The sequence below is a fragment of the Halocatena pleomorpha genome, assembly GCF_003862495.1.
Classification (GTDB): domain Archaea; phylum Halobacteriota; class Halobacteria; order Halobacteriales; family Haloarculaceae; genus Halocatena; species Halocatena pleomorpha.
The window spans coordinates 121097-142802 of record NZ_RRCH01000029.1 but is presented as its reverse complement, the minus strand read 5'-3'; the positions used below and the strand labels follow the sequence as shown (position 1 = coordinate 142802).

General features: G+C 59.1%; 18 protein-coding genes and 1 tRNA gene. 10 read left to right on the top strand and 9 right to left on the bottom strand.

Annotation, left to right across the window (positions count from 1 at the left end):
- Nucleotides 1-126: 126 nt before the first annotated feature.
- From EIK79_RS13920 to glyA, 3 genes are all read right to left on the bottom strand, one after another.
- Complete coding sequence (locus EIK79_RS13920) at nt 127-627, bottom strand: NUDIX hydrolase (RefSeq protein ID WP_233738170.1); 501 nt, start codon at nt 625-627, stop codon at nt 127-129.
- Entirely contained in the window at nt 624-1517 is an 894-nt protein-coding gene (locus EIK79_RS13915; RefSeq protein ID WP_124955715.1) for a bifunctional methylenetetrahydrofolate dehydrogenase/methenyltetrahydrofolate cyclohydrolase, read from the bottom strand. The genes EIK79_RS13920 and EIK79_RS13915 overlap by 4 nt, the downstream gene beginning before the upstream one ends.
- A gap of 96 nt (nt 1518-1613) precedes the next feature.
- On the bottom strand, nt 1614-2861 hold the full coding sequence (gene glyA / locus EIK79_RS13910) for a serine hydroxymethyltransferase (RefSeq protein ID WP_124955714.1): 1248 nt from the start codon (nt 2859-2861) through the stop codon (nt 1614-1616).
- A 289-nt stretch (nt 2862-3150) separates the two neighbouring features.
- On the opposite strand from glyA, the gene EIK79_RS13905 reads away from it, so the two are divergent.
- The 3 genes from EIK79_RS13905 to EIK79_RS13895 all read left to right on the top strand — a co-directional run bounded on the left by EIK79_RS13905 (nt 3151) and on the right by EIK79_RS13895 (nt 7557).
- Nucleotides 3151-4791 (top strand): CHAT domain-containing protein, encoded by a 1641-nt coding sequence (locus EIK79_RS13905; protein WP_124955713.1) that lies wholly within the window; start codon nt 3151-3153, stop codon nt 4789-4791.
- Between the two features lie 88 nt (nt 4792-4879).
- Nucleotides 4880-5692: a transcriptional regulator TbsP gene (gene tbsP / locus EIK79_RS13900; RefSeq protein ID WP_124955712.1), complete on the top strand. Its 813-nt coding sequence runs from the start codon at nt 4880-4882 to the stop codon at nt 5690-5692.
- A gap of 164 nt (nt 5693-5856) precedes the next feature.
- Nucleotides 5857-7557, top strand: a complete 1701-nt coding sequence (locus EIK79_RS13895) for a YcaO-like family protein (protein ID WP_124955711.1) — start codon at nt 5857-5859, stop codon at nt 7555-7557.
- A gap of 1 nt (nt 7558) precedes the next feature.
- On the opposite strand, the gene EIK79_RS13890 is transcribed toward EIK79_RS13895, so the two are convergent.
- From EIK79_RS13890 to EIK79_RS13875, 4 genes are all read right to left on the bottom strand, one after another.
- The gene (locus tag EIK79_RS13890) at nt 7559-8731 is read right to left on the bottom strand and encodes a DUF63 family protein (RefSeq protein WP_124955710.1); all 1173 of its coding nucleotides are present in this window, start codon (nt 8729-8731) and stop codon (nt 7559-7561) included.
- A 70-nt stretch (nt 8732-8801) separates the two neighbouring features.
- The gene (locus EIK79_RS13885) at nt 8802-9593 is read right to left on the bottom strand and encodes an inositol monophosphatase family protein (protein ID WP_124955709.1); all 792 of its coding nucleotides are present in this window, start codon (nt 9591-9593) and stop codon (nt 8802-8804) included.
- Between the two features lie 50 nt (nt 9594-9643).
- Complete coding sequence (locus EIK79_RS13880) at nt 9644-10477, bottom strand: MOSC domain-containing protein (RefSeq protein ID WP_124955708.1); 834 nt, start codon at nt 10475-10477, stop codon at nt 9644-9646.
- A gap of 110 nt (nt 10478-10587) precedes the next feature.
- Nucleotides 10588-10671: transfer RNA gene (locus tag EIK79_RS13875), tRNA-Leu, on the bottom strand.
- Nucleotides 10672-10772: 101 nt separating this feature from the next.
- On the opposite strand from EIK79_RS13875, the gene EIK79_RS13870 reads away from it, so the two are divergent.
- From EIK79_RS13870 to EIK79_RS13860, 3 genes are all read left to right on the top strand, one after another.
- A complete protein-coding gene (locus EIK79_RS13870) occupies nt 10773-11201 on the top strand; it encodes a CopG family ribbon-helix-helix protein (protein ID WP_124955707.1) in 429 nt (142 codons plus the stop codon).
- A gap of 13 nt (nt 11202-11214) precedes the next feature.
- A complete protein-coding gene (locus EIK79_RS13865; RefSeq protein ID WP_124955706.1) occupies nt 11215-11697 on the top strand; it encodes a DUF309 domain-containing protein in 483 nt (160 codons plus the stop codon).
- Between the two features lie 126 nt (nt 11698-11823).
- Entirely contained in the window at nt 11824-12606 is a 783-nt protein-coding gene (locus EIK79_RS13860; RefSeq protein ID WP_124955705.1) for a M14 family metallopeptidase, read from the top strand.
- Nucleotide 12607: 1 nt separating this feature from the next.
- On the opposite strand, the gene EIK79_RS13855 is transcribed toward EIK79_RS13860, so the two are convergent.
- Nucleotides 12608-13057 (bottom strand): UPF0179 family protein, encoded by a 450-nt coding sequence (locus tag EIK79_RS13855; RefSeq protein WP_124955704.1) that lies wholly within the window; start codon nt 13055-13057, stop codon nt 12608-12610.
- A gap of 132 nt (nt 13058-13189) precedes the next feature.
- Entirely contained in the window at nt 13190-13570 is a 381-nt protein-coding gene (locus tag EIK79_RS13850) for a DUF5820 family protein (RefSeq protein ID WP_124955703.1), read from the bottom strand.
- 423 nt (nt 13571-13993) lie between these two features.
- Between EIK79_RS13850 and EIK79_RS13845 the strand changes: the two genes are divergently transcribed.
- From EIK79_RS13845 to EIK79_RS13830, 4 genes are read left to right on the top strand one after another with little or no spacing between them, the layout of a single operon-like run.
- A complete protein-coding gene (locus tag EIK79_RS13845) occupies nt 13994-16066 on the top strand; it encodes a PrkA family serine protein kinase (protein WP_124955702.1) in 2073 nt (690 codons plus the stop codon).
- Nucleotides 16063-18339 (top strand): PrkA family serine protein kinase, encoded by a 2277-nt coding sequence (locus EIK79_RS13840; RefSeq protein ID WP_124955701.1) that lies wholly within the window; start codon nt 16063-16065, stop codon nt 18337-18339. The genes EIK79_RS13845 and EIK79_RS13840 overlap by 4 nt, the downstream gene beginning before the upstream one ends.
- Entirely contained in the window at nt 18330-19640 is a 1311-nt protein-coding gene (locus EIK79_RS13835) for a YeaH/YhbH family protein (protein ID WP_124955700.1), read from the top strand. Before EIK79_RS13840 ends, EIK79_RS13835 begins: the two co-directional genes overlap by 10 nt.
- Complete coding sequence (locus tag EIK79_RS13830; protein ID WP_124955699.1) at nt 19633-21630, top strand: SpoVR family protein; 1998 nt, start codon at nt 19633-19635, stop codon at nt 21628-21630. The genes EIK79_RS13835 and EIK79_RS13830 overlap by 8 nt, the downstream gene beginning before the upstream one ends.
- Nucleotides 21631-21706 lie beyond the last annotated feature (76 nt).

Here is a 21706-nt window from a genome sequence, read left to right as displayed (position 1 = left end):
CTCCTGTGCCGGTTCGTGACCAGTGAGATATTGCTGACGAGATTCGAATCGAGACAGGGCATCGAATTATCGACCCAGTTCTTCGATCGTCCCCTCTAATACCCGGATGAATCAATGGCTCTCTCGTTATCCGAGCAGTTCGACCACGAGATCACGAGTGTAGGTGTCGGCCGGTACCGAGGTGTGCCACTCGACCGAACTGATCGATTCGTCAGGGAGCCCAGGATCGTTGGCCACCTCCGTCGTCTCGGGTGTCGCCTTAAACATCCCAAAGCGAAACACGAACGATTCACCCGTCGTCTCGTGAGAGAACGTCTGTTCGGCAATGGCTCCGAGTCCTCGAAGTCGAACGTCCACACCCGTCTCTTCGCGTACTTCCCGGATCGCTCCCGTCTCTGGCGACTCGTCGGCTTCGAGCCGTCCGCCGGGGACGTACCACTGGCCGTTTTCCTGCACGAGCAACACCCGTTCGTCGGCGTCAACCACCAGCGCGCCGACGCCCCAACCGCGTGGAGACGCTCGCATCGACGTGAACGTGTCGGCGTCGAGTTCGTGGCTCGCCTCGTGGTGAATGACATCCGCATACCGCGAGCGGAGTGCCGTCGCCGTCGGATCTGATCGGCTCACGGGAGTTCGATCTCGACGCCAGTCTGTGCGCTCGCGGCTTTCACCGTGTTGTACAGCAGCATGGCGCGCGTCATAGGACCGACGCCACCGGGCACCGGCGTGATGACGCTCGCCTTCTCTGTTGCGCTCTCGAAGTCGACATCTCCGACGAGTTCGTATCCTTTCTCAGTGTCGGCGTCGACAGAGTTGACACCAACGTCGATCACAGTCGCGCCTTCGCTGAGCATCGATCCATCGATGAGTTCTGGTACGCCTGCGGCCGCGATGACGATGTCCGCCGCGCGCGTTTTCGCCGCAAGATCTGCTGTGTGAGAGTGACACACCGTCACTGTCGCGTTGCCGTCTGGTGCTTTCTGCATGAGAAGATTCGCCAACGGCTTGCCGACGATCTCCGACCGGCCGACGATCACGACCTCTTTCCCGTCGGGATCAACACCGGCGGCGTCGAGAAGTTTCTGTACACCGTGGGGCGTACACGGCTTGAACCGCGGTTGGCCCCTGACGAGCCGACCGACGTTCTCGGGATGGAAGCCGTCGACATCCTTTTCCGGGTCGATGCTCCGTACGACGCGGCGCTCATCTACGTGTTCAGGCACCGGCAACTGCACGAGAATGCCGTGTACCGCCGGATCGTCGTTGAGATCCTCGATCGTCTCGTACAACTCCGTGGCTGGCGCGTCGGCGTCGATCTCGACGTGAATTCCGTTGATGCCAACTTCCTCACAGTCGCGCTGTTTCATCGAAACGTACGTCTCACTGGAGGGATCGGTGCTCATCAACACTGTCGCCAGTCCGGGCGTCACACCAGCCGTCGTGAGCGTATCGATGCTGTCGGTGAGCGAATCACGAATGTCGCTAGCAACGGCGTCGCCATCGAGAACGGTCGTCATTACGTGAACGGGCGCGTCCAAACGCCATAAAACACACGAGTCTGTGCGTATATCCGGGTTTATCACGCCCAAAATATACACGATCGTGCAGGGCAGCTATTCGTACAGCGGATGCTCTGCACAGAGCGCTTGAACGTCTTCCGCGACGTCGTCTTTCACGTCCGCGTCGTCGGGGCTGTCAACGACACGGGCGATGCAGTCAGCGACCTGTTCGATCGCCGTCGTATCGAAGCCGCGGGTGGTGAGCGCGGGCGTTCCGGCGCGGATACCGCTAGCCACGAACGGTGACCGGGTTTCACCGGGGACAGTGTTGGCGTTCAACACGATCCCTACGTCTTCGAGCGCGCCCTCGACTTTCTTCCCGGTCGTGTCGGGGTGTGAATCCCGAAGGTCGACGAGGACGAGGTGGGTGTCGGTCCCCCCCGAAACGAGACTCAGTCCGTGCTCGGCCAGCCGTTCCCCGAGGGCGCTCGCGTTGGCGACGACCTGAGCAGCGTACTCCTCGAATTCGGGTTGGAGCGCCTCCTTGAAGCCCACGGCCTTGCCCGCGATATTATGCATCAACGGACCGCCCTGCATGCCGGGAATGATGGCGCTGTCGATCGCGTCGGCGTGTTCCTCGGTAGACATGATGATGCCACCTCGTCCTGCGCGGATCGTCTTGTGCGTCGATCCGGTGACGAAGTCCGCAACGCCGACAGGAGAGGGGTGTTCACCGGCAGCGACCAGCCCCGTGATGTGGGCGATGTCGGCCAGATGGTAGGCGTCAACGCTCGTTGCGATCTCTTGGATCCGCTCCCACTCGACCTGTCGGGGGTACGCCGAGTAGCCCGAGACGATCATATCCGGTTCGAACTCGGTGGCGTGGGCTGCTAACGCCTCATAATCAATGTATCCCGTTTCGGAGTCGACTTCGTACTGTTCGACTTCGTACACCTGTCCCGCGAAGTTCTTGGGATGACCGTGGCTGAGGTGGCCGCCGTGGGTGAGATCGAGCGAGAGAATCTTGTCTCCGGGATCGAGCGCAGCGAGATAGACGCCCATGTTGGCCTGCGAACCACTGTGTGGTTGGACGTTGACGTATTCGGCTCCCCATAGCTCCGTCGCGCGATCGATAGCGAGTTGCTCAACTGTATCGGCACACTCACAGCCGCCGTAGTACCGGGCGTCAGGGTATCCCTCGGCGTATTTGTTCGTGAGCGTGCTGCCTTGGGCTTCGAGCACAGCGCGACTGACGTGGTTCTCGCTGGCGATCATGGCGAGTGTCTCGCGCTGGCGCTCGACTTCACCGACGAGCGCGTCAGCGACCTCCGGGTCCGTCTCCCGGACGTGATTGTACTCCATATCCGACTTCCACCCCGCTCACACTATAATCTACCCGTCTATCGGTGGGGTTCCGGTGTCGATGGCTATTTTGTGCTGGGTCGATATCATCCAGTCGTTCACAAACGTGACCGACGCGGTAGCGGAGCTATGCAGTCGCAGAGTGGAAGCGGGAAAGACGCAGTACTGTGACCGGAGCAAGCGGCTTTTTGCGTGAGGGTAGCCAAAGACCACCCTCACGCAAAAAAGTGGGTGTCCAGAATTCCGGATCCGGTACCTATTTGTTGCTCTAACAATACCAGTTACTGGTATGAGTCGGGGCGTTGCCGGAGGGAGCCAATCGGTCAATCAGCCACTAGGTCCTGCCACGTTTACGATCCCCAGATCACCGGAGGGTGTTGCGACGGCTATCTCGGTCCTCTCTGCCGGTCTGTCGACGACTGGTCCGGAGCGTTCACACCCGGACTACCGGACGCATCCGCCGCTCGTCGAGGTTGGGGCCGAAACGTACGTGCCACCGCGCGTGCGCCGGATGGTCCCACAAACGGAGATCGTCATCGACGTTCCCGCGAGCTACGATGAGCTGTTCGTGGTCGCGCCGCTCGCCTACTATCTGGGTGCCTCCGTCCGGATCGGTTCGGAAACGCCCCGCATTCGCGCCCCAGGTGTTCACCGTTCGTTTGGATCCTTACCGGATTTCAAATACGAGGTGGCCGCGCTGCTCCGACGGGTATTTTTCCTTGATTGTCTCGTTCGGGACGTAGCGGACGAGGAACCGCCGTACGAGCAGGCCGCTCTCGACGAGATCGGTCTCGATCCGGAAGTGTTACGGACCGCAACACCAGCGGAGCGTCTCGCAGCGTATCTCGGCGTGAAGCAGGGAACGATCATGTCTAACCTCCCGACGTGGCACCTTTCTACGTACGTCACCCCCCGTCCCGAGATGATCTCGTGTCTGCCGTTTCTGCTCGACGATCTCAGTCTCATCTACCCGCCGGATTCCGAAAACATGGATCAGAGCGGACTACTACAGCGGGCACTCGATGATTTCTACCGGGGACCCGTTGCCTCGGTCGACATCGTTGCACCCAAACTCCAACCGGCGGATCTGCACGCGTGGCTCGCTGACGACGTTCCGGCCGACGCGTACACGCCGTCAATCCAGGCGTACCGTAACCGGCTAGGGAGGTCCCCACCCGAAACGCCCCTCGACGTTACGGTCGTCCTCAACGACAGCATGATGGACGGAGAATATGAGGAAGTCGCTGAGGTCTACGACGATACCGATCAGATGACGACCATGCGCCGTTCGGTGACTGTTGATGAGTTGGCACAGATCTTCGAAGCCGAATCGGATTTCGTCCACTTCATCGGACACTGCGAAGTCGGCGGGCTAAAGTGTCAAGACGGCGAACTCGACATCAAGAGTCTGTCGTCAGTCGGTGCCCGAACGTTCTTCCTCAACGCCTGTGGCTCCTATTATCAGGGGAAAGCGCTCGTCGAGCGTGGCAGCGTCGCTGGAGCCGTTACGCTCCGAGAGGTGCTCAACGAACCGGCAATCCGTGTCGGAACGACGTTCGCTCGGCTGTTTATCACCGGCTTCGGCATCGAACGGGCGACGCAACTCGCCCGCAGACGGATCGCGATGAGCACGGATTACGCCGTCGTCGGTGACGGAACGTACGCACTCACCGACGAGAAAGTCGCCGTTGCCCGCCTAAACAAAAACGGGCGGAACTACACGCTCAACTACACAGTCTCCCCGAACCGTCATCCCGGAGCGTGTTATTACGCACCCTTCGAACTCTGGCCGCGGCTCACCGGTTCGCAAGCGACAACCGAACTCGCTCCAAAGGACATCCCGCGCGTTCTCGAATCGCTGTCTTGCCCGGTGATCCACGACGGTGAACTCAGCTGGGCCGAGGACCTCGCTCATGATTTTTGTCAGTAGTTGAATAATAGTTTCAGCATGTTGATCGTCTTCGGTTTTTGAATAACGCAGATATTAAATAGTATGGGGGTATAAATATTCAATACCGATGCGTTCGAACATACTAGAATCGGGTGTCGAAGGTCTCCTTGAATCCGTCCTTGGGGACGCCACTGGTGAACTGTATTTAATTAACCCATCGCGTGAGATTCTGGAAGTGTCGATCCCTGCGATCGAGCAAGCAGAGGATGTTTCGGTTCGCCTCCTCGCCGGCGAGCGCGTTTTGAAGGACGTTCTCGACGACTTCATCGTCGGAAGCACTGCCGCTGATCTCATCGAAGCGGACCGGCTCGCGCTTCGAACGTTCGATGAACCGACGAACACGCTCATCGTTTCCGACGACGCCGTGACGGCTGTCGTCTCCGCCGGTGGGAAGGTCGCCGGACTCGTGACCGACGATACGGAGTTCGTGTCAGCCACACGCGACCAGTACGAAAACGAGTGGGACGCGGCAGAGCAGTTCAAACTCCGGACACCGCCGATCTCCCGCGTTCGGTCGACGCTCTCCGAAGAGATCGGTGCCGACGTGGCCGAGGACTTCGACGGCGTCCTTACCTCGCTCGAAACCGCACGCGGTAACGGCGAAGGATTAGACGAGGTTACCATCAGCCTGCTCGTCGCGGCGAAAAACGAGGAGTTGCTGTACGACATCAGCAAGTGGGGTGAAGATGTCGGTATTGCGAGCAAGGCGACGTTCTCTCGAACCAAAACCCGTCTCGAAGAGATGGGCCTTGTTGACACCGAAAAAGTGCCGATCGATGTGGGTCGCCCACGCCTGCGTCTCATTCTCGGTGACGACCGACTCCAGAGCACCAACTCTGACGACCTCGCCAACGTCGCCCAGAGCTTGATGGCATCCTAAACGGCCGAGACACCGGATCAGCCCGCGACAACGTCGTCCTCGGACCGATTCGGATCTTTCTAGGGTCCGGGGATTCTCGATTCTAGTGCCAGTAGCTATCGGGCTACCCAGACGATCACGAGCAAATCCGTGTTCCTTTTTCGTATCAGTTCGTTCAGTGAGGCATGTCTGTCACTGTTGTCGGTTCCGGTCCTGCAGTCGACGCCATCGAAGCGGCGGTTTCCGACATCGATCACGATACATCCGTTCGATCCACCGTCGAGTCGCTTGATGACGATCTCGCTGTCGTTGTTGGCACAGTCGGATCGGACGTGTTCTCAACCGCAAACGAGACCGCGCGGTCGGACGGAACACCGTGGATCGCTGTCGAACTCGGTGGCATCGGAGGCTATGCCCATCATTCGGTCGATGTCGCCGTATCAGGTTACGGGGCGTCCACCGCGTGTTTCGACTGTCTTCGAACCCGCGTTCGATCCGGACTCGACGACTCGGAGACTGAAACGTCCGATATTGATCCGGAGACGGCCCGCTTTGGTGGTGCTCTGGCCGGACGAGAAGCTGTCAGGGCGGTGTCCGGGTCGTCGTCGCTGTTCGGGAGCGTGGTCGAGATACCCCATGCACAACGCCGGATCCACCCCGTTCCGGGGTGTTCATGTACAGGACGCCGGGAGTGGACGCTTTCAAGCGAGTATGAGGAGCGATCGATACAGGCGGCACTCGAACGGGCTGAGCGAGCGGTCGACGACCGGATCGGATTGATCCACGAGGTGGGTGAAGTCGAGTCGTTCCCAGTGCCGTACTACCTCGCCCGACTCGCTAACACCACCGGGTTCAGCGACGTTCAGGCGAGCCAGCAGGCTGCCGGCGTCGCGCTGGGATGGGACGAGGCGTTTATGAAAGCACTCGGTGAGGGACTCGAACGCTACTGTGCTGGCGTGTACGATACCGACGACCTCCCAACCGCACGCGCGAGTGATCTTTCAATACCGATCTTACCGTCGGCGTTCGTTCGTCCTGACGATCCCGACGACGCTGCGCCGACGGCGTGGGTGCCGGGCGAAGATCTACACACCGGTGAGACGGTGTCGCTTCCTGGTGCTCGCGTGCTGTTTCCCTTCGATGGACCGGGACCGACCATTACGACGGGACTCGGACTCGGCAGTTCAGGGGCAGCGGCACTGATCGCTGGACTGACAGAGATCATCGAACGGGACGGTGCGCTGTTGGCGTGGTACTCGACGTATGAACCCCTCGAACTGGCGATCGACGACGAGGAATACGAGACGCTCGTGGCCCGAGCGAAAGCGGAGGGGCTGTCGGTAACTGCCTCGCTGTTAACCCAAGACATTGACGTTCCTGTTGTCGGCGTGGCCGTCCACCGAGACGAGGAGTGGCCAGCGTTCGCTCTGGGCCTAGCGGCCGATCTCGATCCAGTCGCTGCCGCTCGGTCGGCGTGTACCGAAGCGCTCCAAAATTGGACGGAACTCCGTCGGATGGGGAAGGCGGACGCACAGAACGCTGGCGGACGGATCGGGCATTTCGCGTCACGTCCCCCTGCGACTGAGGAGTTCACCGCTCCCGAACAGACGATTCCGGCGGCGAGCGTCGCGGCAGCTGTTTCTCCCGGACAAGACGCGCTCAATACGCTCCTCGATCGGCTCAGTGACGCAGGACTCAACGCCTACGCCGCTCGGCTGACAACTCCAGACGTGGATGCGCTCGGTTTCGAAGCTGTCCGTGTGCTCGTTCCTCAGGCACAACCGCTGTTCGTCGGTGAGCCGTACTTTGGCGAGCGGGCGCGGACGGTTCCGGCCGAACTCGGCTTCGAGCCACGACTCCGGCGCGAACACCATCCGTATCCGTGAGCTAAATCCCGAACGTCGCCCGGAGCATGTCCCGCGTCCCCGGTCCAAGACCGACGGCGACGATGGCGACTAACAGCAACATCGCGTACTGGGGGCTGTCTTCGAAGATCCGATCGTCGAAAAGGGAGACGACGAGCACCGCAGCCACGAGCTTCACGAGGAGGAACGGCCACGCCGATCCGATCACCTCAAGAACTGACTGTGGAACGATAGCCTCTGTAACGCCGATGATGATACGGTTCGCAGGGTGTTTGGGAGCATAGCTCAGAAATCCCATTCCGAGCGCGCCCATCCAGTCGGCAGCAATCACGTTTGCGATCCCATCGAGGGCGTGTGCGAAGAGAACGACCACCCCCATCAACCCGGTCCCCTCGTTCATCCACGGGGCGAACCGATCGAGTCCGGCGTACAGCCCCCACGCAATGAGTCCAGATAAGACGAGCACGACCGCCGGAAGCTGTGGATAGAAGCCGATCCTCGTGCCCGAGGTGTCAATCGTGGCGACGAGATAGCCGATGTAGCCGACAGTAAGAGCGACGGCAGCCGTCCCGATCGCCGCGACGACCGTTGGATACCGTTCGAACTGGACGATGTTCCGCTTAGCCAGTCCGAGACCGATCAGAATAGCTCCGAGTGTAAGAAGGAAGACGACGCCGTAGATGACGGGGCTGATGATGAGCGTATTGAGGGGATAACCGATGACCGCCCCGGCGTCGGTCCGAACGACTACGGCGTCGGTGGCGTCCTCCACGACCCGCAGCGCCCCTCCGAGGAACATGAACGGGACGAGCGCGAAAAAGAGCCGGCGATTTTGGCCGAGCCGGAGCCGGCGAACGAGGAAGTACACGCCGACCAGCATGAACAGGAGCAGTATCGCGTATCCGATCTCGGAAACGACCGTATATCCGGGTCTTGCGACGATCTGGCCCGTTGCTTCGGCTTGGAAACAGCCATCAGTGAGTGTTTTCGGGCCGTTTTCAGTCAGAACCGCACACCGGGCGTTGTGCGCGTCCGCATAAACGGGACCCCAGAAATACTGCCAGATAAACCGATCGTACACCTGTCGTGGGAAAGCGAGTGCGCCACCAATCACCACGACGGTGGCAACCACGGCCGTGACGATCCACGCCCGTCCGGAGTTCATCGTCGATTCGAGCCGTTCGATCGAATCCATAAGCTACCGCAGGCTCCGGTTCCGTCCGTGTTTACACTTCCGATCCTTATGTCGAAAAGTCGACGCTCGACTACTCGACCGACTGCACAACGTCAAGCGCTGCCTCGTGGAGTTTACCGTTAGTGGCGACCAGCCCCGGTGCGTCGTATCGCCACTGGTTGCCGTCGATATCGGTGACCGTTCCCCCAGCTCGTTCAACCATGAACGCGCCTGCGATCGTGTCCCAGGGGTGGTGGTCGACAGTCGAGATGGCCACGTCGAGTCCGCCGCTGGCGACCCGTGAGAGCGCACCCTGCGTACAGCCCGACCGACGGAGATCACCGAACGTCTCGACGGCTTTCTCGACAGCCGCAATGAACTCCTCACGTGGGCTAGCGCCCCCCCACAACGTCGGTGAGACGACCCCCGCGTTCGGATCAGTTTCCGTACTCACCGTGACTGGTGTGTCGTTTCGGGTGAGACCGTCCGGACCGGCGACGTAGGTGTCAGCAAGCGCAGGAAACACGTTCGCCGCGGCGACACACTCGCCGTCCACGACACACGCCACACTCGTCGCCCACGTCCGCACGCCCCGAATGTAGTTGCTCGTCCCATCGATCGGATCGACCACCCACGCCACACCGCGATCGGGAACGGTATCACGCGTGCCCGTCTCCTCTCCCACGACCATCTCGTCCGGATACGCGTCCTCAAGCACTGACGCGACCCGGTCTTGCGTGTCGCGGTCGGCTCGGGTGACGGGATCCGTCTCGTGGGCTTTCGTCTCAACGGCGATATCAGTGCGAAACGACTCCATCGCCACGTTCGCCCCCGCGTTTGCTGCCCGTCGTGCAACCGTGACCCGTCGCTCGGCATCAACCATGGGAACTCCTGTCGGCCTGATCGGACAAAGCTTCGTTGGTCAGAAATCCATCAGGCCGCGCGCGTTCTAAGGATCTCGATGGGATCACCGACGGCGATGTGCCCGTACCGCTCATCGTCCGGAACACGGGTGTTGACCATAAGCCGGTAGTAGTGATCGAACCGATCACGAGAGACCCACGCCGGCAGCGTTTGCTGACGACGGTCGACGAACGTCGTTCGGAACTCCGGGGTTCGCTCGCCCGTATCGGGATCACGAGTCGGAACGACACACCGCTGACAGGGATTGATACCCTGAAACCGAACGTCTCCGATCCGGAAGGCGACATACTCTCCGTGGTCGGCGTACAGTCGATCCTCCCAAAACGCCGGCACGCCACCGATTTCGAGGTTGGCCCGGAACCGGCGTCGCATCTCCTCGACATCGATGTCTGGAAACCATGACGCGACCGTCCGGAGGGTCGCGGTGCTAATCACCGTCGGACCAGACGCCACTCGATCGTCCGGATACCCACCAGCGTCCGTGCGCCGAACGCTCACCGCCTGCCTGAAATACTCACTCAACCACGCGTTCAGTGCCGTCCGGTCGCCCATGTCGAACTGCTCTCGTCTGTTCGAGCCGGTCGTCCAGAGCGTAACCGTGTTCGTATCGGGATCGAACGACGATCTGATCCGGTGGACGGCATCGGTTCGTTTTCCGTTCAGGTAGCCGCCGGAACCACTCACATCGTGATCGGGATGGGGCGCAGTCGCTGGTCGATCAACGATGGCGTACTCACGATCTAACTCGATTCGGCCTCCTTCGACGAGACGGGCACGCTCACAGGATTCCGGGTCTAACGATTTGATGGGGTATCTCCGAACAGCTACGAGCTCCGGTGACATACACTGACGGACGGACCAACCGCTCAGAAGTGTTGTGAATGGAGCGAGGGCAAGATCGAACCCCGTGTAGGTGATCTTGCACGCACTCGCAATGGGTAGGTGAATGCGAGTGCGAGGGGCAGGATTTGAACCTGCGGACCTCTACAGGAGCGGATCTTGAGTCCGCCGCCGTTTCCTGACTTGGCTACCCTCGCACGGATACACGTCGTTTCTCAGGGGGTTAAAGCGTTGCGAACCGATCCCCCCCGAGCGGAAGATATTAACTTCTAATATCCGAACGGCTATAGGTTAACACATGACCGTTGTTAGCGTCTCTATGCCGGATGCACTCCTCGAACGGCTTGATACGTTCGCGGACGAACACGGCTACACAGGACGAAGCGAGGTCGTCCGCGAAGCGTCCCGAAACCTGCTCAGCGAATTCGAGGACAAGCGCCTCGAAGACCGAGATCTCCTCGGCGTCGTGACCGTTCTCTTTAATTATGAAACATCAGATGTCGAACAGCGGATGATGCAGCTCCGCCACGAGCACGAACTTCTCGTTTCCTCGAACGTCCACAACCACGTCGGTGATCGGTACTGCATGGAGTTGTTCGTCGTCGAAGGCTCGCTCGAAGAGATTTCGACGTTTGTAGGGAAGATTCGTGCGACACAGGACACGCTCTCGATTGATTACTCCGTTATTCCAGTGGATGGATTCGAACAGGCACTAACGACCGAGTGACGGTACTGTACCGATGACCGACCACACGCAGGCCGACGCACCACCGCCCGACGCCGGAACCCCGACCGGCTGGTGTCCTGACCGAAACTGTTGGGAACACGGCACGCTCCGGCAGGCAGTAGTTCACGGCGTCCGACTGTACAACGCCCGTGCGTTCCACGAATCACACGACTGTTTCGAAGCAGAATGGTATAACTACGGTCGGGGGACCACCGAAAGCGCCTTCGCTCACGGCATGGTTCAGGTCGCAGCAGGTGCGTACAAGCATTTCGATTTCGAAAACGACGAGGGGATGCGGAGTCTTTTTGAAACTGCATTGCAATACTTTCACGGCGTTCCTCGGGACTACTACGGCGTCGACGTGCTTGACGTGCGAACGACGCTCACAAACGCCCGCAACGATCCCGACGCGTTACACGACTGGCAGATCACGCTGGACGAAACACGTCCCGACGCGCGCCCGATCGATTTCGAATATGCGTCATCGATAACGTAAAAACAACTACGACAAATCTCCTGACAGTTTGAGGCGAAAAGTGCCAGAGAGTGATACATTGATAAGGTATGCGTATGACGACAACAAACCGCATAATTGATTACGGGGTCCGTGGTATTCCAACACATGCGCGTTGAACAGTTGGGCGAAGGCGAACCGAATTTCGCGGTTGTTGGATCGATACATGGTGATGAACCGTGTGGCGCGCATGCGATCGAAACGCTACTCGACGCTGATCTGTCTATTGACCGACCAGTAAAATTCATCATTGCAAACGAGCGAGCACTCGATCACAATGTGCGTTACACAGAAACCGATCTGAACCGCGTCTTTCCGGGCGATCCGGATGCTGACGCCTACGAGACACGACTGGCTCACGAACTGTTGAAAGAGATCCGCGGCTGTACGACGCTGTCGTTACACTCGACTCAATCGTACAGCCACCCGTTCGCTATCGTCGATGAGACCGGACCGCTCGCAGAAACGATCTGTCCGCATTTATCGATCGACGTACTCGTCGAAACGGGGGGATTCGTCAAGAACACACTCGTCGGCTACGTCGATGTCGTGGAAGTCGAGTGTGGAATGCAAGGTTCAAAACAGGCCACAGAGAACGCCATCGAACTCATACGGGAGTTCCTCGGCGCGACTGGCGTGCTTTCCGGACCGGTCGAAACCGAGACAAGTACGGTTCCCGTCTACCAGTTACAGCGTCAGATCCCGAAAGATCCTGAATCGTCGTACGCGGTTCATGTAGATAACTTCGAACGCGTCGATGCTGGTGCTCCCTATGCCACCAGCGATGAGACGGAAATACGCGCTGAGGAGCCGTTTTATCCAGTCCTCATGTCGTCACAAGGATATGAACGACAGCTCGGATACGCGGCTGATCGGAGCGGCACCTTGTAGTTCACTCTGATTCGTTGGGTTCGAGTTCCGCAAGCGTGAGATCCCGATCGAGCATACAGAAATCGTGTGGCGGGTCACCGATCACCTCTCGGATGGTGTACGACGTGTCGAACTCCGCTCCCACGGGTTCACAGTAGGGATGGCTCGGACAGTCGGTGTGGGGACACGGCCCTTCGAGTCGGGCTGTGGATCCGGCGTACGCGCCTGTTGAGGGGACCGCTGCACGGACAGACGTCGGTTCGACATCAACAGCAGTGACACCGGTGTCGTGGACAGCACACTCAAGCGTCCCTGATTTCCGCACGTTCGTGACCTGGTATCGAACACCCTCCGTGAGGTTAAGACACTGGTCGCGGTATGGACAGCCCTCACAATCGGGAGACTCACCCTGATAGACGAACTCGGTTCCCTCCTCTGCGAGTCGCGTCCCGATGAGCGTAACGGAGGTCATGGAGGAAATAACGATCCTGGGGGGTTAAGCTTCCCGCACTACCACCTTTTTTCCGTTCGGGTGAGCGAAGCGCACTCTCGCACGGCGAGACGGTCACTCACTCCGCTCACCTTCACATAAAAAAATGGTTGATCAGGAATCCGCCCCCGTCAACTCGTCGAGCGCCTCGAAATATTCCGGGCGAGGCACCTGATACAGTTCACGGTAATCGATCTCCCCGTCTGCAAAGCGTTCACAGAGCGCCATTGCGCCATCGATAGCGGCCGCGCGGCTCTCGAATCGTTCGGACTCGTACTCAACCTCCGGCTCCAGAAACAACGTGACGAACCACGTGCTCAACTCCGTCCGTTGTCCTCCCGGTCGACGATCGCGCTGGCCGCGCATCACGTACACCGTCGGCAAACACGGCGCGGGAAACTCCCCCCCATCGAACACGTCGGGCCGATAGGCAAGGATAATGCGCTCGTCGGCTTCGTTCCAGAGCCGCCACCCAGCAGGCGGATCGATCTCCATACCGCCTATTGGCGGACCGCCACAATGAGCAGTACGATCGAAGCCGACTGAACGCCGTTTGCCATGCGGATAGCAGGGATATATAAATGCTGAGTAGAATCGACGTGTGTCCGTTCCACCCAGCAACGACGGCCGTCGGTTTTATCTACCAATCCACACGTTTGATACTGGTATCGTGGGAAGACTTATGTATGTGAAGGACTAACGTGATATATAGTATCGGGGATTGATCCGTTCGTGTGGTCCCTCACTGTGGTGTTGGGTCAGTGTTCCGTGCTGGCCCGACCGAACACGGCGTATTCGGGCCAGTGGCGTCCGGTCGGCCGTTAGTCGTCGCATTCCGATCCGCAAGAGGGGACACTCGCGCGGTGTCCATTCCCGAGACTAGCGCAGTCGGGAGAACCAGACCGACTCCGTGATACCATGACAGGTGATATGGCAACCCTCGAAGACCTCAGCAAGGCGTACCAAGATTCGATCCCCGCTGACTTGCGACACACCCACTCCTTCGAGTGGTATCTGGAGACAGTCCACGAGGAGCCGACGATCGCCCGCAGCGCCCACCAGCGCGTCGCGGACATGTTCGATTACTACGGCACCGAATACGACGAGGACGCCGGTGTCGTTGAGTATCGTCTCGCCAGCAAGGACCCGTTATTTGACGGTGAGAACACCTTCTACGGACGCAGCATCCACGAGGCCATCCACGAGTTCGTGAACAAAGTGAAATCGGGCGCTCGTGGTCTCGGACCCGAAAACCGGATCAAGCTTCTGCTTGGTCCGGTGGGATCGGGAAAATCCGACTTCGATCGGCAAGTGCGTCGATACTTTGAGGATTACACCCTCAGAGACGACGGTCGGATGTACACGTTCCGGTGGACGAACCTCTGCGACGTAATCCACGACCAGGATCCAGCGGACGACGTGGTCCGCTCACCGATGAATCAGGATCCGCTCGTGTTGTTACCGCAGGCCCAGCGTGACGGGATCATCGAGACGCTCAACGAACGGCTTGATGCGCCCTACACCATCCGCAACGAACAGTCGCTCGATCCGGCCAGCGAGTTCTACATGGACAAGTTGCTCGAACAGTACGACGACGATCTCAAACAGGTGCTCGAAAACCACATCGAGATCATCCGCGTCGTAGCCGACGAGAACAAGCGGCTGGCGATCGAGACGTTCGAACCGAAAGACAAGAAAAACCAGGACGAAACGGAGCTTACCGGTGATGTAAACTATTCGAAAATCGCCGTCTACGGCGAGTCCGACCCGCGGGCGTTCGATTACTCGGGGGCGTTCTGTAACGCCAACCGAGGCATCTTCAGCGGCGAGGAGTTGCTCAAACTCCAACGCGAATTCCTGTACGATTTCCTCCACGCGAGCCAAGAGCAGACGATCAAACCGAAGAACAACCCGCGTATCGACATCGATCAGGTGATCGTCGGCCGAACGAACATGCCCGAGTACAAGGAGAAGAAGGGCGATGAGAAGATGGAGGCGTTCAACGACCGTACCAAACGGATCGACTTCCCCTATGTGCTCCAGTACGAGGAAGAGGCGAAAGTGTACCAGAAGATGCTCAACAACGCCGATCTCCCTGACATTCACGTTGAACCCCACACCCTCGAAATGGCGGGGTTGTTCGGCGTACTCACTCGGATCGTTGAGCCCGATGGCGGACAGATCGGCATCGTCCAAAAGGCGAAAGCGTACAACGGAGAGGGCGACGAGATCGACGACGTGGATCTGAAAAAGCTACGCGACGAAGCCGAAGAGACAGCAGAAGTAGGCGAGGGAATGGAAGGCGTCTCGCCACGCTTCGTGAGCGATGAGATCGCAGAAGCGATCATGGACAGCATGCACCGCAGTCGAGAATTCCTCTCGCCGTTGACGACGTTCAACCACCTCGAAGCCAACCTCGAAAACCACGGCTCGATCGCAGAGGAGCATTTCGAGCAGTATTACCGGTATCTCGAACTGGTACGCGAGGAGTACAAAGAACGGGCGATCGAGGACGTGCGCCACGCGCTGGCCTACGATGTCGATGAGATCCGGCGGCAGGGCGAGAAGTATATGGATCACGTCATGGCGTACATCGACGACGACACGATCGAGGACGAGATCACCGGCCGCGAATCTGAGCCAGACGAGACGTTCCTCCGGTCGGTTGAGGAGAAGCTCAACATCCCAGAGGACAGAAAGAACGACTTCCGACAGGAAGTGTCGAACTGGGTCTCACGCCGTGCCAGAGAAGGGACGAGCTTCAATCCTCAGGACAACGACCGGTTGCGCCGGGCGCTCGAACGAAAGCTGTGGGAAGACAAGAAACACAACATCAACTTCTCTGCGCTCGTGTCCAGCGGTGAGACCGATGACGACGAGCGCAACGCGTGGATCGAGGCGCTCGTTGATCAGGGATACTCCCACGAAGGGGCAAAGGAGGTGCTCGAATTCGCCGGCGCAGAGGTGGCCAAGACCGAACTTGAAGAATGACGCGGGAGTTCATTCACCAGGCGGACCGAGAACTGACCGCGGCCTACGAGGAGCCGATGTCGCTCGAACAGTACATCGACCGCATCCTCGAACGGCCACAGTTGGCTGCTCACGCCAGCAAATATCTCCTCGAAGCGATCGAATCCGCCGGAACGCGGACCGTAGTCGAGGAAGGCGAAGAAAAGGAGCGCTACCGGTTTTTCGACGATCCCCACAACGACGGCGAACACGCCATCCTCGGCAACACGGAGGTGCTCAACGAGTTCGTTGACGATCTCAGATCGATCGCCGCAAAGCGGGGCAAAGAGGAGAAGATCGTCTGGCTCGAAGGTCCGACGGCGACGGGAAAATCGGAGCTGAAGCGCTGTCTCATCAACGGGCTTCGAGAGTACTCCAAGACCGACGCAGGGCGGCGGTACACCGTTGAATGGAACATCTCCGGTGCACGGGAATCCGGTGGACTGACCTACGGTGATCGGCAGGTCAGCGACGAAGAGGAGTGGTACGCGAGCCCGGTGCAATCTCACCCACTGTCGGTTTTCCCCCCAGCGGTTCGTGAACGACTGCTCGACCAGTTGAACGAGCGTCTGGAGGACCATATTCCGGTGCAAGTCGACAGTCGGTTGGATCCGTTCTGTCGTGAGGCGTACGACTACCTCGAAGAGCAGTATCGTCGAGAGGGCCACGAAGAGCTGTTTTCGGCGGTAACGAGCGCCGAACATCTCCGGGTGAAGAACTTCGTCGTCGACGTAGGCGATGGGATTGGCGTGCTCCACTCCGAGGACGAGGGGACACCCAAAGAGCGGCTGGTCGGTTCATGGATGCGTGGCATGTTACAGAAGCTCGATTCTCGGGGACGGAAGAACCCACAGGCGTTTAGCTACGACGGCGTGCTGTCACAGGGCAATGGTCTGTTGACGCTCGTCGAAGACGCCGCCCAACACGCCGATCTGCTCCAAAAACTGCTGAACGTGCCCGACGAGCGGCACGTAAAACTGGACAAAGGCATCGGGATGGACATCGACACACAGCTCATCATCATCTCCAATCCGGATTTAGAGGCCAAACTGAATCAGCACGCCGATCGGCAGGGCCAAGATCCACTGAAAGCACTCAAACGCCGGCTCGACAAACACGAGTTCAGATATCTGACGAACCTCTCGCTTGAAGCCGAGCTACTCCGGCGGGAGCTGACCAACGAGACGGAGGTGTGGGTTGCCGATTCCTACGACCAGCTCGAAGAGATGATCCGCGAACCGTTGGTACTCACGGTTAGAGACAGCGATCATCAGGTGACTGACCGGGAGCTTGCCCCCCACACCATCGAGGCAGCTGCGCTGTATGCGGTTGTCACGCGACTCGACACCAACGACCTGCCGCCCGGACTCGATCTCGGGGACAAAGCGAGGTTGTTCGACGCGGGATACATCCATGACGGCGACGACAGATTGGAGAAAGACGAATTCGACTTCGCTGATGACACCACCGATGGGGAGCACGGCATTCCCGTAACGTACACGCGGGATATCATCGCGGATCTCCTGTATGAAACCCAGGATCGACACCATCCGGATCTCTCCGTCGAGGACGTGCTCATGCCTCGAGACGCACTCGATGCGATGGCGGACGGACTGATAGACGCGCCGGTGTTTTCGGACACCGAACGCACGGAGTTCGAAAACCGGGTGGTGCAGGTGAAAAACGGGATCTTTAGCGCCCAAGAGGAGGACGTGCTTGGGGCTATCATGCGGGACAAACGTGTCGACGTAGAAACCGTTGAGGAGTACGTCGAGCACGTGTACGCGTGGGCTGAAAACGAGCCGATCGTGAACGACCGTGGCGAACACGAAGAGCCGGATCCGCTCAAGATGAAGATCTTCGAGATCCAACACCTCAGTCGCTTCGACGAAAAGCACTACTCAGGAACTGATCCCTCCGAAGCCGTCAGATCGTTCCGCACTGAGAAGATCATCACCGCGTTGAACCGGCATGCGTGGGCCAACCGCGACGAGGAGTTCCGCGTGCAGGACGTGAATCCCAAGGAGATCCCGGTGATTCGGACGGTGCTCGGCAGCCACGACTGGGATGAAGTCCGGCGAACGTTCGAAGACTTCGATCCCCGGCAGTGGGACGACCCGCCGGCCGGAACCGAGACGGCGGACGTAAAGGAGAGAACCATCCAGAACATGATCGATATGTTCGAATACAGCGAGGCGTCCGCCGAGCTGACGAGCCGGCACGTCATGGGACAGGTGAGCTACAAATGGGACTGAGAGACGACATAGAACGATACCGAGAGGTCGGTGAGGATCGCCGCCAAGACCTCGCGGAGTTCATTCAGTACGGTGATCTCGGTCAGAGCCTCCCCGATGAGATCCACATTCCGATCAAGATCGTCGATCTGCCCGCTTTCGAGTACGACCAGCGCGACCAAGGTGGCGTTGGTCAGGGCCAAGACGGCGCTCCCGACGTGGGTGAACCCGTCGGCCAACCCCAACCCGGCGACGGCGACGAAGAGGGTGAACCGGGCGAGGAAGGTGGCGAACACGAGTATTATGAGATGGATCCCGAAGAGTTCGCTCAGGAACTCGACGACGAACTCGGGTTAGATCTCGAACCGAAAGGCAAGCGAGTCGTCGAAGAGAAAGAAGGGGAGTACACGGACATCACCCGAACGGGTCCGGCGAGCACGCTCGATTTCGACCGGCTGTTCAAATCCGGTCTGAAACGCAAGCTGGCAATGGACTTCGACGAAGAGTACGTCCGTGCGATGCTCAAAGTCGATGAGATGGACCCGGAATCGGTGTTTCGGTGGGCACGCGAGGAGAACATTCCCGTCTCGCGGGCGTGGATCGAGGACGCGTACGCGGGATTGACGAACGGAGAACGGTCCGAATACGAGAGTGTCGAAGCGATGGAATCGGTGATTGACCGGACCCCGACCGCCGACCGGATCCGAAAAGAAGGGATCGAAGACATCCCCTTCCGGCGTGAGGACGAGCGGTATCGCTATCCGGAAACCATCGAGGAAAAGGAACGCAACGTCGTCGTGGTGAACATCCGTGACGTGTCCGGCTCGATGCGCGAGAAAAAGCGGGAACTGGTTGAGCGGACATTCACACCGCTGGACTGGTATCTGACGGGGAAATACGACAACGCTGAATTCGTCTACATCGCCCACGACGCCGACGCGTGGGAGGTGTCCCGCGAGGAGTTCTTCGGTATTCGATCCGGTGGCGGGACGCGCATTTCGAGCGCGTACGAGTTGGCGGCCCAACTCCTCGAAGAGTATCCGTGGAGCGATTGGAACCGGTACGTGTTCGCGGCGGGCGATTCAGAGAACTCCTCGAACGACACGTCCGAGCGCGTCATCCCGATGATGGAACAGATCGACGCGAACCTCCACGCCTACGTCGAGACACAGCCGAGTGGGAACGCGATCAACGCGACCCACGCCGAAGAAGTCGATCGACATTTCGGTGAGAGTGAATCTGTAGCGGTCGCGTACGTGACCAGTCCGGGAGACATCGTGAACGCCATTTACACCATCCTGAGCACCGAGAGCAATGAGTAAGCCATCGACAGACAGAGCGGACAAACAGCGCATTGCGGAGGAACTGGAGCCAGTCGTGCGCGAAGCACACGCGCTTGCGAAGAAGCTCGGTCTGGATCCGTATCCAGTGAACTACTGGGTCGTCGATTACGACGAGATGAACGCGCTCGTGGCGTACAACGGGTTTCAAAAACGGTATCCTCACTGGCGATGGGGAATGACGTACGACCAGCAACGCAAACAGCGCCAGTTTCTGGGAGGCAAGGCCTACGAGTTGGTCAACAACGATAGTCCGGCACACGCCTTCTTACAGGAATCGAACGCCATGGCCGATCAGAAGGCGGTGATCACCCACGTCGCAGCCCATTCCGACTTCTTCGCCAACAACCAGTGGTACGGACTGTTCGCTGACGAACCGAACGCGGCCCGGATGCTCGCTAGCCACGCCGACACCATCGAGTCCTACATGGACGATCCGGAGATCGACCGCGAGGCGGTCGAAAAATGGATCGATAACGTGCTCTGTCTGGAGGACTGTATTGATCAACACCAGCCGTTCTCGACGGTCGATGATTGGTTGGACGAGACGCCATCGGAAGCCGACATCAATGAGAAATTAGAAGAACTCGAGTTGAGCGAGGAGGTGCTCGGTCAGGTGTTCGACGAGGAGTGGCTCGACCAACAGCGCGAAACCGAGGGTGTTGCCTCCTTCCCCGTCGAGCCAGAGAACGATCTCATCTCGTTTCTGCGCACCCACGGGATGGGGTACGACGAAGGCGCGGAGAAGGCTGTCGAATTCGAAGATTGGCAGCGCGAGATCATGGAGTTGCTCCGCCGGGAAGCGTACTACTTCGCCCCCCAGAAGATGACCAAGGTGCTCAACGAGGGGTGGGCTGCCTACTGGGAGTCGATCATGATGGGTGAAGAGGGATTTGCGGCCGAAAGCGAGTTCATTCATTACGCCGATCACCAAGCGAAAGTGCTCGGATCGCCCGGCTTTAATCCCTACAAACTGGGCAAGGAGCTGTGGGAGTACGTCGAGAACGTGACGAACCGTCGTGAAGTGGTCGAGCACGTGCTCCGAACTGAGGGGGTAACGTGGCGGAACTTCCACGACACGGTCGATCTCGATGACGTACTGGAATCACTCGATCCTGATCCGATCGTGGACCGAGTGGCCAGCGAGACGATCGATCAACTCGATCCGGAGGATCCTCGCGTCGACGCCGCCGGACTTGAACGAGCCAAAGCGGGCGAGATCGATGTTGATCGGTTCCCGTGGAAGGTGTTCACCTACGACGGGATCGCAGAACGCCACTACTCGCTCGCAAAGCCACAAAATCGCGGCTTTTTGTCCCAACTCACGCAGAACGATGTCGAACGGATCGCTCGGTACATGTTCGACGACGCGCGGTACACTTCCATAGAGGAAGCGCTTGAGAACGTGGATTACCGCGCCGGTTGGAACCGAATGTACGAGATCCGCGAGAGCCACAACGACGTGACGTTTCTCGATGAGTTCCTTACACAGGAATTCGTCGAGGAACACGGCTACTTCACCTACGAGTACATGGAAACCACGGAGGATTACCGGGTGACTAGCACCGATGTCGCGGACGTGAAGAAAAAGCTCATGCTCCAGTTCTCGAACTTCGGAAAGCCCACCGTCGTCGTCGAAGACGGCAACTACAACAACCGAAACGAGCTGTTGCTCGCCCACCAGTACAACGGCGTGATGCTCGATATCGAACAGGCCCATCAGGTCCTCAAGCGCGTGTTCAAACTGTGGGGGCATCCTGTGAACCTGAAAACAATCGTCAAGGAACTCTCCGAAAACGACATCGAGGTGGCTCGGCGGCGCGACAGCGAACCCACCCCAGAAGAGACCGGCAAGCTCCTCCGGTACGACGGTGAGAACCTTTCGATTACGGATATTCCGTGGAAGGAAGTCGAACACCTCGCTGCCACCGATGTGGATTACGACACCAAACCCGACGACTGGCTGGCGTGACGGTCCGAGTGAGTGAGGTCTGTCTCACGGAGTCAGCCCCACCGGGTGCGTCATCCACGGCGCGGAGCACAGAGAA